Below are 12,289 nucleotides of genomic sequence, written 5' to 3'. Positions count from 1 at the left end.
GGGGCTGGCGAGGCTCAGTCCGCTGCGCGCGGCGCGGGTCACGAGATGTCCTCGGGGACATGTGCGTTCTTGCCCCGAATGTGGGCGTCAGGGGTTCTGCGCGGTCACCCAGGCGCCGATGAAGCCCTCGGGTGGGACGCCGCAATTGGTGCCGACGTAGTCGGGGCCGTTGAAGCCGACCTTGAACGTGACGCCCGACGGGTTCACCAGCTTGACGCGGTAGGAGCGGCCGGCGATGTAGGTCTTCTCCTTGGCGAAGGCGAGGGTGACGATGAAGCGCTTCGACTGGCCGGCGTTGACCTGCGAGAAGAAGCTGCCGGCGGCCGGGCCGAGCACGCCGTTGGCCGGGAACGAGAATGGGTTCGCGGTGAGGTGGACGAGCTGGTCGCCGCCGCTGTGCTCGGGGCTGCTGTCGTCCTGGTAGATCTTGGCCGACGAGACGTCGAACTGGCTGCCGCCCCCCATGAACTCGATCATGAGCGGGACCTTGTCGAGCCGCAGGGCGCTGGCGGTGTTGTTGTAGACGGTGAAGGCGAGGGTCGCGACCTCGCGGAAATTGACGTTGTCGGGCGGGAGGAACCGCTTGTCGACCGGCGGGTCGTCGGTCTGCTGGAACATCACGCCGGCGTTGCAGTTGCCGCCCTTGGTGGTGCCGCAGTTGCTGAGCGCGTTGAGCTCGCAGGTCTTGCTCGGGTTGCAGAACCATTGCTGGCAGCCCTGGAACACGCCGCACTCGCTGTTGCTGGCGCAGGGCATGAACAGCGGGCAGCGCTGGCCGGTGGCCGGATCGGCCGGGGCGGAGGCGCAGGCGGGCAGGGGGTCGACGCACTGGCCGTTCTCGCAGGCGCCGGTGTCGCAGTCGGCGTCGACCAGGCAGTCCTCGCCGGTCTGGCACTTGGGACAGGTGGGGCCGCCGCAGTCGACGTCGGTCTCCTGGCCGTTGTGGACGTTGTCGTTGCAGGTCGGCGGCTGGCAGACCTGGCCGGTGCAGACGCCGCTGTCGCAGTCGGTGCCGCTCTGGCAGCTGTCACCGTCCTGGCACTTGGGACAGGTGGGGCCGCCGCAGTCGACGTCGGTCTCCTGGCCGTTCTGTTCGGCGTCGTCGCAGGTCGGGGCCTGGCAGACCTGAAGGGTGCAGACCTGGCTCGCGCAGTCGAGGTCGTCGTCGCAGGCGTCGCCCGGGCCGCACGGCGGACAGTCGGCGCCGCCGCAGTCGACGTCGGACTCGCCGCCGTTCTCGACGCCGTCGTCGCAGGTCGCGGCCTGGCAGACGCCGCCGGTGCAGACGCCGCTCTGGCAGTCGCTGTCTTGCTCGCAGGCGCCCCCGGGGCTGCACGGGGCGCAGACGGGGCCGCCGCAGTCGACGTCGGTCTCCATGCCGTTCTCGGCTCCGTCGTCGCAGGTCGGCGGGACGCACTGCTGGGCGATGCAGAGCTGGCCCATGGGACAGTTTTCTTCGAGGACGCACTCGACGCAGGTGCCGTCGCCGTCGCACACGCCCGTCGCGCACGGCGCCCCGGGCAGCAGGGCGACCTCGTCGCAGACGCCCGCCTGGCAGGCAGGAGCGTGGCACTCGGACGCCTCGGCCGGGCAGTCCGCCACGTCCTCGCAGCCCGGCGTGCCGGTGGTCATGGTGGTGGTGTCGAGCGTGGTGTCGCCGGTGGTGGCGTCGGTGGTGGCGGTCGTGCTCGTGGCGTCGGTGGTGGCGGTGGCGTCGGTGGTGGTCTCGGTGGCGGTGGCCGGGCTGGTGGTGTCGCCGCCGGTGGTGGCGGTCGTGGTGTCGCCGCCGGTGGTGGGCGTGACGGTGTCGCCGGTGGTCGGGCCGGTGCCGCTCAGCGAGTCCGAGGCGCCGGTGCTCGGGTCGGCGGGGCTGCTGGTCGTGGGGACATGTCCGGAAGTGCTGGTCGAGGTGGTGCCCGAGCTGGTCGCGCTGCCGCCGTCGGTGGACGTGGAAGTGTTGTCGCCGCAGGCGGAGAGGAGGACGAGGACGAGGGCAGGAGCGAGCCGGGTCGACATCAGAGGCCGACGCTACTGCCTGGGCCGGCGAGCGCGGGAGACCAGGGCGCTTGCCCTGCGTCACGCGCCTGTCGGCCCCGCTCCGAGTCGCGCCTACCCGGGCCGGCCGGCCGGCCCTGCGAGCTCCGACGCGTCTCGCCGGAAGCCGCACGCTCGGCGGCGCTTGTTCGCGGGCGCGCTCCCGATCGGAGGGGTCTGTCCTCGGGGACATGTGAGGTGGCGCGCGGCGGTCGAGAGATCGGTCGTGCGAGTCGCGCTGACGGTGCGCGGGGCGCTCGTGAGGCAAGAGGGGGCCCGGCGAGCAACTGTTCCGGCACCCCGTCGACCTCGGCCCGCAGCTGCTCGAGGTCGAGGTGGAGCGCCCTGGGGATGCCCGCAGGAGTGTGAATCAGGCGGAAGCTGGCCGCGGAGCGCGAGCAGTGCGGCGAGCGTCGCGGGCACCAGCGAGAGGCGGGTCGGTCGTGGAACGAGAAATGGCCCTTGCAGGGCGTGAGCAGGCGCGAGCGTCGCAGGCCGCAGCGAGAGGCGGGTCTTGCAGGGCGTGAGCAGGCGCGAGCGTCGCGGGTAGCAGCGAGAGGCGGGTCGGTCGTGGAACTGAAATGGCCCTTGCAGGGCGTGAGCAGGCGCGAGCGTCGCAGGCCGAGCGAGAGGCGGGGCTGGGGGCAAAGGGATGACCTGGTGACGCGGGAGCAAGGCGCGAGGTTGCGGGCTGCAACGAGGGGGCGGGCATCGGACGACGCGGATGAAGCTAGTCAGGCGGCGCTCGCGTGTGTTCTTAAAGACATGTTCGAATGGACATGAATTGCCGCAGTCGTGAGGCCGTGACGGGCAGTGAAGTCTCGCCGCATGGGGCGTTGTGTGGTCTTTGAGACATGTCGTAAAAGACATCTCGAGGCTGATGGCGAGGGGGCGCCGCCGTGAGCGCGGACGGCAAAAATCATGGGCACAGGGCCACGCAGACGTCCGCGGCAGCTCCGAGGTGCGCCGCGGCCGCGAGGGCAGGGGCCGAACTTCGGGATGTCCTTCGGGACAGGTCTCATGCCGGACCGGCGAGGGACGCGAAACGCCGCGGCGGACGCGCAGCGCGGGACAGGCTGCGAGCGAGATCTGCAGGGGCGCCGTCGAGGGAGAGCGGAGCGCCCAGGACCGCGACGAGATCGCTACGACGGAAGCGGAGCCGCTGTCGCGTCGGCGCCGTGGGCTCGACGAGCTAGCGGAACGGGAGGCGCTGCGGGTCCTGCTCCGACCTGCGCCGACGCTGTCGGCGAGCCGCGCTGCGGGAGTCGGCGCCGCGAGCTCAGGGTGGCGGCGGGCATCGAAGCGGCTCGGCGCGTGCCAGGCGGGGAACTGCGAGTGCGGCTGCGACTTGTGACGACGGGTCGGCGGTCGATGCTGCGGGGGGTCGGCGCCGCGAACTCGCGGCAGCGAGCTGCGGGACCGACTCTGGCCTGGACGACGCTGCGGGCGCTGGGCACCAAGAGCTAGGCCAACGGCCCGGCTCCAGCCTGGGACGACGCCGCTGGCGCGGGGCGCCACGAGCTCAGGCAACGGGTCGCACACACCTATTCCGGCAAGCTGCGGGTCCGGCTCCGACCTGCGACGACCTGCGACGACTGGCGCGACCATCGACAGGATTCACGGCGCGGAGGCCAGCTGCGAGGAGCCGAGGTCGCGTGTACGAGGTCGCCGCGGTGAGCTCGAGCGGTCGGCGCTGGGGACGGCGAGCGCCGCCCCCGAGCGCGAGGGGTCCCGCAGGGCAGGCGCGACAGGCTCGCGCGAAGCGGGCTGGCCTGCTGGCCGGGAAATGGACAGGGCGGCGATGGCCTGCGGGTCTGGAAACGTGCAGGGCGGCGGTGGCTCGCGCCGCCTCGCGGGACGGCAGGAGGCGCTGCCGGCCTCAGACGCGTTCGGGCAGCGCCGGGCTGCCGCGCAGGGCCGAGACCGCCTGCAACAGCCACACGAGGGCGAAGCAGCTGACCAGGCCCAGGCCGACCGCGAAGGGGCCCAGGGGCAGGAGGACGGCCAGGATCGCGGCGGCGGCGATCCAGGCGTGGCGCAGCGCCCGCGCGGCGCGGGCGGTGCGGCCGAGGGCGCGGACCAGCGTCGCCAGCTGGGCCTCGTCTTCGGGCTGCAGCGGCCCCTGCATGCGCGCCGGCAGCAAGCGGTGGTTGTACCAGAGCAGACGGGTGGCGATCTGATGCAGGCGGGCCAGCTCGACCACCGGTTCGGCTTCGCTGGCGGCGATGACCGAGGGCGTGTGGCTGAAGACGCCGGGCACGAACACGCGGGCGCGGTTGAGCGCGTTGACGGCCTCGGCGAGGAAGCTGCGGGCCTGGGCCGCGGTGCGCTCCGGGTTTTCCTCGGCGTCCTGGCTCTCCAGGGTCAGCAGGGCGAGGTGGAGGGCGTCGCAGGCCTCCCCCAGCGGGCGCTGCGCGGCCGGAACCAGCGACTCCTCGTCGGGTTCGCAGCGGCGATACGCGCTCATCTGGGGGGAGCCATTACCTGCCAGCATAGCGGACGGCGAGGAGCGGGCCAGCGCGGGCGAGGGCGCGGCGGGCTCGGCTGTGATCGCGGCCGCGCGGACTCGGCTGTCCTTCGGGACATCCGGCCCGTCGGCTTCGCCGGCGCGCGCCCGCGCCTGGGACTCGTTCTACCGCCCGCTGGCCGCGACTACCGGCGACGACGCGCGGCGGGCCGATCGGTTCGCCGCGCTCCCGCGGTCGGCAGACTAGCTGTCCTTGGGGACATCTGACTTCGATCCGCCGGCGCGCGCCCGCGCCTTGGCCTCGTCCCACCAGCCGTCGAGTCGCTCGAGCCCCGCGGCCTCGGGCTCGATGCCGGCGGCGTGGCAGCGCTCCATCACGTAGGCGAAGCGCGCCTCGAACTTGGCGCAGGTGCCCCGCAGCGCGTCCTCGGCGGCGATGCCCATTTTTTGGCCGTAGCGCACCAGCACGAACAGCAGGTCGCCGAACTCCTCCTCGATCGCCTTGGGCTCGCCCTCGGCGCGCGCTCGCTCGAGCTCTTCCCACTCCTCGCGGATCTTGTCGACCGGGCCCTGGATCGTCGGCCAGTCGAAGCCGACGGCGGCCGCCTTGTCCTGCAGCCGCCACGCCCGCTGCAGCGCCGGCAACGAGCGCGGCACGCCGGCGAGCGGGCGGGCCGGGCCGCGCTCTGTCCCTTCAGACAGGTTCTCGGCGCGCTTGAGCTGGGACCACTGGCGAGCGACGTCGTCGGCGTCGCGCGGCGCGTCCTCCGCGGTCGGCGCGAACACGTGCGGGTGTCGGCGGATCATCTTGTCGCGGATGGCCGCGACCACGTCGCCGAGGTCGAAGGCGCCCTCGCGCTCGCGCAGGGCCGACTGGAAGACGATCTGGAACAGGAGATCGCCGAGCTCGCGGCGGTGCGCCTGCGGGTCGGAGAGCGCGTCGAGGACCTCGTAGGCCTCCTCGATGAGGTAGGGCCGCAGGGTGTCGAGCGTCTGCGCCTGGTCCCACGGGCAGCCGCCCGGGTCGGCGAGCAGGCGGTCCATGAGGTCGCGCAGGCCGTCGAGGCCGTCGCGCAGGCCGAGGGCGCGGTGGTCGGGTCCGGCGGGCTCGGCCGCGCCCGCCGGCGAGTCCGGCTTTGCCTCCGAAGGGTCGCGTGGTAGCTTCACGGGCAGCCCATTACCACGGGCGGCTCACGCCTGAACCCCCCAGTGACCATCCGACTCAGCTTCGAAGATCAGGTCCCCCTCCAGCTCGTCCTCGGCTCGGTCGGGGGGCAAGCGATGGAAGAACTGCAGCGGGCGGCGGGGGTGACGCTCCACGTCCGCGGCGGCGACGTCACGATCGAGGGCGACGACGGCGCGGCCGCCCTGGTCGAGCGCCTGCTCCGCCAGATGGTGGCGATGGCCCGCGCCGGCACGCCGATTCACCCCGGCGACCTGCCGCGCGCGCTCGAGGTGATGCGGAGCGAACCACGGGTCGACCTGCGCTCGCTGTTCGACGACACGATCATCCCGCGCAGCGGCAGCGGGCGCCCGATCGCGCCGCGCAGCCTGGCGCAGAAGCACTACGTCGATTGCCTGCGCCGCTTCGACCTGACCTTCGGCGTCGGGCCGGCCGGCACCGGCAAGACCTACCTCGCGGTGGCGATGGGCGTGCGCATGCTGCTCGACAAGCGAGTGCGGCGGATCATCCTCGCCCGCCCGGCGATCGAGGCCGGCGAGAGCCTGGGCTTCTTGCCAGGCACGATGGAGGAGAAGGTCAGCCCGTACATGCGCCCGCTCTACGACGCGCTGCACGACATGCTCGACGTGCAGAAGGTGATGCGGATGATGGAGCAGGGCATCATCGAGATCGCACCCCTGGCGTACATGCGCGGGCGGACGCTCAGCGAGACGTTCCTGATCCTCGACGAGGCGCAGAACACCACGCCCGAGCAGATGAAGATGTTCTTGACGCGCATCGGCGCCGGCACGCGCGCGGTCGTCACCGGCGACCCGACGCAGAACGACCTGCCGTACGGCAAGCGCAGCGGCCTCGGTCACGCGCTGCGAGTGCTCCGCGGGGTCGACGGCATCGCGTTCTGCAGCTTCACGCACACCGACGTGATGCGCCACCAGCTGGTCCAGCGCATCATCCTCGCCTACGACCGCGAGGATCAACGCCGCCGCACCACCTCCGGCAAGCCCGGGCGGCCGTCCGAAGGGCCCCGCGACGCCGAGGCCCCCCGCGACGCGGCCGAGGCCCCGGGCGACGACGAGGGCGCAGGCGAAGGCCGCTCCTGAGCGCCTGCGGATCCGCCGAGGCCTTCCGATTTCGCAGCGTCACGGTCGTCGTCTGCCGGCGCGCGTGTCGGCCTCGACACGCGGCGAGGGACGGCATGTCCCCTGATTCGCACCGTCGCGGGGGTTGTCTGCCGGCGCGCGTGTCGGCCTCGACACGCGGCGAGGGACGGCATGTCCCTGATTCGCACCGTCGCGGGTCATCGTCTGCCGGCGCGCGTGTCGGCCCTCGACACGCGGCGAGGGACGGCATGTCCCCTGATTCGCACCGTTGCGGGTGGTTGTCTGCCGGCGCGCGTGTCGGCCCCGACACGCGGCGAGGGGCGGCATGTGCCTGATTGCGCAGCGTCGCGGGTCGTCGTCTGCCGGCGCGCGTGTCGACCTCGACACGCAGCGCGAGGGACGGCATGTCCCCTGATTTCGCAGCGTCGCGGGTCGTCTGCCGGCGCGAGCGTCGAGCCTCGACACGTAGCGACGGCATGTCTCCTCATTTCGCAGCGTCGCGGGTCGTCGTCTGCCGGCGCGATTGTCGGGCTTCGACGCGCTGCGCGACGGACGGCATCTCGCGCTTCGCCTTCCTCGCTGCGCGGGTCGGGCTTCACTCGCCAGCGGCAGGACGTCGGAGCGCCGTCGTCCGGGGTTCGCGTGTCGGCCTCCGGCGTGGCGGCGAGCGTCGTCGTCCGCGGGTACGCGTGACGAGCTCCCCGCGAGCCCGGGGTGACCGCGACTCGAGGACGCCCTGCAACACGTGAGTGAAGTGGCATGCCTTGCTGCGGCGTCCGCATGACGTCCGCTTCATGCGAACCGTCGCGGGCTGCGGCGACGGGCTGCGTGGATGAAGGCGGGCGTGACAGGTGTCCTCGGGCTCCAGACCCCGGAGGGGGTCACGACCGCGTCGCGGTTTTGTGTGGATCGGCTCGCGGGCGTTCGAGTAGTGTGACGTGGTGAACTACGACTGTCGTCTCGCTGTCACATTGCCGCGGCCTGCGGGCCTCCTCGCCCTTCTTCTCGCCGTCGGCGCGCCGGCCTGCGGCGAGACCGAAGACGCCAGCGCGACCGCGCCGACCAGCGGGGACACCAGCAGCTCGACGGGCGAAGACACGCTCGGCACCAGCGGCCAGCTGCCGACCACCACCGACGGGCCGGTCACCGAGACGGGCGGCAGCGAGGGCGCGACCGACAGCGCGACCGACGGGACGACCACCGGCGACGCGACCACGAGCACGACCGGGACCACGAGCCCGGTGACCTCGACCGACGGCACGACCTCGACGACCTCGACGACCTCGACCTCGACGACCTCCGACACCACCGGCGACGAGACCACGGGCACCACCGGCGAGCCGTCCGACTCCGACTGTCTGCTCGAGGGCTTCGCCAACCCCGACACCGCGCTGAAGCTCGATTACGATCAGTTCGGCCCGATCATCGGCTCGCACTGCAAGGGCACCAACCACCAGGACATCACCGACATCGAGCGCGTGGTGTTCCTCGGCGACTCGGTCACCGTCGGCACCCCGCCGCAGCTCGGCGACGACTACTACCGCTCCAAGCTGGCCGACGTGCTGGTCGACCGCTTCGGCCTGACCCCGCCCAACGCGCTGTGGAAGCAGGCCAACCCGATCGACGGGGTCGCGCTGGTCAAGGAGTCGGGCGACTTCGTGTCGTGCTCGAAGTGGGGCGCGCGCACCGACGACTTCCTGCCGCCCGGCAACCAGGTCGACGACTGCTTCCCGCCGGACATGTTCGACAAGCGGACGCTCGTCATCACCACCATGGGCGGCAACGACATCGCCGCGATCGCCAAGGACGGGGCCAACGGCATGCCGCTCGACGAGGTCAAGGCCAACGCCGCCGAGGCGGCCGACCTGCTGCGCCAGACCGCCCACTGGTTCGTCGACGACCCGGCGAAGTTCCCGAACGGCGTGTTCCTGGTGTTCGCCAACGTCTACGAGTTCACCGACGGCACCGCAGACCTCATGGCCTGCCCGGCGGCGGGCCTCGGCGGGTTCGACAAGCCGTGGCAGAACCCGGCCGAGCTCATCGACGTGATGGTCGGCTTCAACGAGCAGTTCATGAGCGTCGCCGTCGAGACCGGCACCGACATGATCTTCATGCTCGAGAACTTCTGCGGCCACGGCTTCAAGGCCGGCGACCCGAGCGCGCCGTGCTACCGCGGCCCGGGCCAGCAGAACTGGTTCGACCTCACCTGCATCCACCCCACGGCGCAAGGCCACACCGTCATCGCCGACCTGTTCACCGCGGTCATCGACGAATAGCGCGTTCGCCGCGAAAGTGCGCGGCGGGCGACGCGCGAAGCCGCGCATTGCGCGTTTTCGCACCCGGCCCTTCGGACGCGTCCGGTCGGGCGTACCGGCGCGCATCGGTCGCCGCGGGCTGCCGGGAGGGTTTGCGGGGGGCCAGGCGGGGTTGCTTGCCTTGGGATCCGGGCACGGCTATGCGTGCAAGGCCCAGCCCCCCGGACACCCCAATGACCGCCGTATCGCGTCTTTCGCCGCCCTACAACCCAAATCAACCCCTCCCTGACCCCGAAGCCGTGCTCGAGGTGCTGCAGCGGGAGATCAAGCGGTCGATGGGGGCCTCGTGGTGCCCGGCTCGCCCCGGCCGTACTTCATGCAGTACTCGCTGCGTCGGGTCCACGCGCTGCGCCTGCGGGCGGCCCACGGGGCGCTGCTGCGCTCGCGCGAGTCGACGGTCGGCCAGCTCTGGGCCGATGTCCGGGTCGGCAGCCACAAGTTCGACAACGTCATCGACGGCGGCCTCGGCGACCGCTCGGAGGAGCGTGAGAGCAGCGACTGGGTCGACGCGCCCGACGACCTCAACCTCCAGGCGCTGCAGATCGGGCTGTGGAAGCTGACCCAGATCAAGTTCGACGAGGCGCTGGAGGACTACTACGAGCACCGCAAGGCGACCGTCAGCGAGTTCCTGCGCGACGAGATCAGCTCCTTTACGCGCGAGCGGCCGGTCGTCCACAAGGAAGAGCTGCACCACGACCCGTTCCCGCGGGCTCAGTGGGAGAAGACGCTGGTCGAGCTGTCGCGGCGGTTCCTCGACCACCCGGAGGTCTACGACCCGAGCATCAGCCTGTCGGCCGAGCGGGTCCACCGCTGGCTGGTCACCAGCGAGGGGACGAGCGTCATCACCGAGGACGTGTACATCCAGCTCGGCATCGAGGGCTGGGTGCTGACGGAGGACGGGGTGTACGTCGAGGGCTCGCGCCAGCTGTACCTGCGGGCGGTCGACGAGGTGCCCGAACGCGCGCACCTCGAGCGCCTGCTGGCCGACGTGCTCGAGGAGCTGGCGGCGCTGCGGGCGGCCGACAGCCCGGGGGCGTTCATCGGTCCGGCGCTGCTGTCCGGCCAGGCCGCGAGCACGCTGTTCCACGAGGCGCTCGGCCACCGCCTCGAGGGCGAGCGGCTGATCGCCCGCGGCGAGAGCAAGACGTTCGCCCGCATGCGTGGCGAGCGGATCCTGCCCCGCGGGATCCAGGTGTTCGACGACCCGACGCTGACGCACTGCGGCCGGGAGCCGCTGTGGGGCCACTACCGCGTCGACGACGAGGGCGTGGCGGCCCGGCGCACGCTGCTGGTCGACGACGGGGTGCTGAAGGGCTTCCTGCAGAGCCGCTGCCCGATCCCCGGCAGCGACCACTCGAACGGCCACGGCCGCCACGACGGGGTCGAGCGGCCGATGGCGCGCATGGGCACCTTCGTGGTCGAGGGGGCGCCGGGCTCGGGCGAGTCGTGGGACGCGCTGCGGACCCGCCTCATCGAGCTGGCGCGGGCCCAGGGCCGCCGTCACGGGGTCATCATCCAGCGCGTGCTGGCCGGCGAGACGTCGACCTCGGACTACGACTTCCAGGCCTTCAAGGGCAGCCTCGCGGAGGTCTATCTGGTCGACGCCCAGACCGGCAAGGTCCGCCGGATCCGCGACGTCGAGCTGATCGGCACCCCGCTGGCCGCGCTGCAGAAGATCACGGCGTTCGGCCGCGACCGCGAGACCGACCAGGGCTACTGCTACGCCGAGAGCGGCTCGATCCCGGTCAGCGGGATCGCGCCGCCGGTCCTGCTGTCGGAGCTCGAGCTGCAGCAGAGCAGCACGACCGGCTACCACGACCCGCTGCTGCCGCCGCCGTTCGCCGACGACGGGTCGCGCGGCCGCAAGGGCGGGCTGCGCGAGCGCGGCAAGCGGAAGAAGCCCCTCAACTGAGGGGCCGCGCGCGCGGTGCTGCTCGTCCGGGGGGCGTCGGGCGGCGAGGTCGGGCGTCGGGGAGCGATGGCCGGGCCCGGCCGGTCCGGGAGGACCCGTTGCCGCCGGCGGCCGCCTCTGCGAGCCTCGCAGGGATGTGGCCGCTCGTGTTCGCCGGGCTGTTCCTGGTCTGGAACCTCCAGACCTCGCTGCGGATCGCCGCCGGCGACGCGGGGCCGGGCAGTCCGGTCTTCGGCCACGTCATGGGCAACCTCGCCTTGCTGGCGGTCGTCACCGGCGTGGCCTTCGTGCGGGCGGACGCGTCGCGGGCGGCGACGCCGTGGTGGCTGCTGCTGGCGACGATCGGGCTGACGGTGGGGCATCTCGCCGCGCTCGCCTGGCTGGAGCGGCGGGGGACGACGCGGCGGGAGCGGAGCCGGGGCATGAGCGCCGGGCTCGTCAGGCTGGAGCGGCCGGGGACGACGCGGCGGGAACGGAGCTGGGGATGAGCGAGCTGTACAGCATCCAGGTCGAGTCGGCGGCGGGCCGCGAGGTCGTCCTGCGGGTCACCACGGTGCATCCGGACGCCGGGCCGCCGCCGGACACCGCCGGCTTCGCGGTCGCGGTGCTGCTCGACCTGTGGTCGCTGCTCGATCGCGGGCTCGCGGGCCTCGTCGAGGGTTGTCCGCTCGAGCGGGCGGAGGCGCAGGCCCTCGCGCAAGACCCCGCGTGGGCCTCGCGTTGCCGGCAGCTGCGCGAGCTGGGCTTCGGCCGCCAGGTCGCCTGCACGACCGAGGAGCACGCGGCGCTCGAGGCGGCGATGCGGGCCGGCGAGCCGCTGCTGTTCCGCGGCGAGCCGGTCGGCGGGCTGCTCGGCTACGCCAATCAGGCCTACGTGTTCATCCCCGGCGACCCGATGGTGTTCGCCACCGCGGTGGCGCCGCTGGTGGCGGGGCACGCGGTCGACGAGCGCGAGTTCGACGAGGGCTACGAGGACTGGCCCGACGACCCGGAGAAGCTCCCGCGGGCCCGCGTCCGCCTGCAGGTCCACGACGCGGGCTGGCTCGGCTTCGTCCGCCCGGGCTGGCGCTGGGACTCCGGGGCGCACTGAACTCCCCGCGGGAGGTGCTCCGGCGGTCGACGCGTGCTTCGCCCGCACTGGCGCGACGGCGCTGACTTTGTCCTTGCGCCGGCTCCCGGCGGCGCTCAGGGCTCCCCATGAGCACGCGCTCGGACGGCCCGGCAGTCCGGCCGACTCTCGCGTCGGGTGGGGTCTGGTCGGCCCGGATCGCTGGCCCC

General features: G+C 72.5%; 8 protein-coding genes. 5 read left to right on the top strand and 3 right to left on the bottom strand.

Annotated elements, in window-relative coordinates; genetic code table 11:
- Positions 1-87: 87 nt before the first annotated feature.
- The 3 genes from OV079_RS11990 to mazG all read right to left on the bottom strand — a co-directional run bounded on the left by OV079_RS11990 (position 88) and on the right by mazG (position 5,668).
- Positions 88-2,016: a hypothetical protein gene (locus tag OV079_RS11990; RefSeq protein WP_267768370.1), complete on the bottom strand. Its 1,929-nt coding sequence runs from the start codon at positions 2,014-2,016 to the stop codon at positions 88-90.
- 1,897 nt (positions 2,017-3,913) lie between these two features.
- The gene (locus OV079_RS11985) at positions 3,914-4,501 is read right to left on the bottom strand and encodes a hypothetical protein (protein ID WP_267768368.1); all 588 of its coding nucleotides are present in this window, start codon (positions 4,499-4,501) and stop codon (positions 3,914-3,916) included.
- 243 nt (positions 4,502-4,744) lie between these two features.
- A complete protein-coding gene (gene mazG / locus OV079_RS11980) occupies positions 4,745-5,668 on the bottom strand; it encodes a nucleoside triphosphate pyrophosphohydrolase (RefSeq protein WP_267768366.1) in 924 nt (307 codons plus the stop codon).
- A gap of 42 nt (positions 5,669-5,710) precedes the next feature.
- On the opposite strand from mazG, the gene OV079_RS11975 reads away from it, so the two are divergent.
- The 5 genes from OV079_RS11975 (at position 5,711) to OV079_RS11955 (ending at position 12,101) form a co-directional block, all read left to right on the top strand.
- Positions 5,711-6,784: a PhoH family protein gene (locus tag OV079_RS11975; RefSeq protein ID WP_267768365.1), complete on the top strand. Its 1,074-nt coding sequence runs from the start codon at positions 5,711-5,713 to the stop codon at positions 6,782-6,784.
- Positions 6,785-7,725: 941 nt separating this feature from the next.
- Positions 7,726-9,060 carry an SGNH/GDSL hydrolase family protein gene (locus OV079_RS11970; protein ID WP_267768364.1) on the top strand — a complete coding sequence of 445 codons (1,335 nt, stop codon included), beginning with the start codon at positions 7,726-7,728 and terminating at the stop codon, positions 9,058-9,060.
- Positions 9,061-9,388: 328 nt separating this feature from the next.
- Complete coding sequence (locus OV079_RS11965; protein WP_267768363.1) at positions 9,389-11,011, top strand: TldD/PmbA family protein; 1,623 nt, start codon at positions 9,389-9,391, stop codon at positions 11,009-11,011.
- A 134-nt stretch (positions 11,012-11,145) separates the two neighbouring features.
- Positions 11,146-11,499, top strand: a complete 354-nt coding sequence (locus OV079_RS11960) for a hypothetical protein (RefSeq protein ID WP_267768361.1) — start codon at positions 11,146-11,148, stop codon at positions 11,497-11,499.
- Entirely contained in the window at positions 11,496-12,101 is a 606-nt protein-coding gene (locus tag OV079_RS11955; RefSeq protein ID WP_267768359.1) for a hypothetical protein, read from the top strand. Before OV079_RS11960 ends, OV079_RS11955 begins: the two co-directional genes overlap by 4 nt.
- Positions 12,102-12,289 lie beyond the last annotated feature (188 nt).

Origin of the sequence: Nannocystis pusilla (genome assembly GCF_026626665.1) — a bacterium.
Lineage (GTDB): Bacteria > Myxococcota_A > Polyangia > Nannocystales > Nannocystaceae > Nannocystis > Nannocystis pusilla.
Note: the sequence above shows the minus strand (reverse complement) of the source record. Positions and strands in the feature narration are given on the sequence as shown.

Excerpts from the sequence above, each read along its gene's own strand:
- OV079_RS11990 (WP_267768370.1), bottom strand. The coding sequence starts at position 2,016 with ATGTCGACCCGGCTCGCTCCTGCCCTCGTCCTCGTCCTCCTCTCCGCC.
- OV079_RS11985 (WP_267768368.1), bottom strand. The coding sequence starts at position 4,501 with ATGAGCGCGTATCGCCGCTGCGAACCCGACGAGGAGTCGCTGGTTCCG.
- OV079_RS11960 (WP_267768361.1), top strand. The coding sequence starts at position 11,146 with ATGTGGCCGCTCGTGTTCGCCGGGCTGTTCCTGGTCTGGAACCTCCAG.
- OV079_RS11955 (WP_267768359.1), top strand. The coding sequence starts at position 11,496 with ATGAGCGAGCTGTACAGCATCCAGGTCGAGTCGGCGGCGGGCCGCGAG.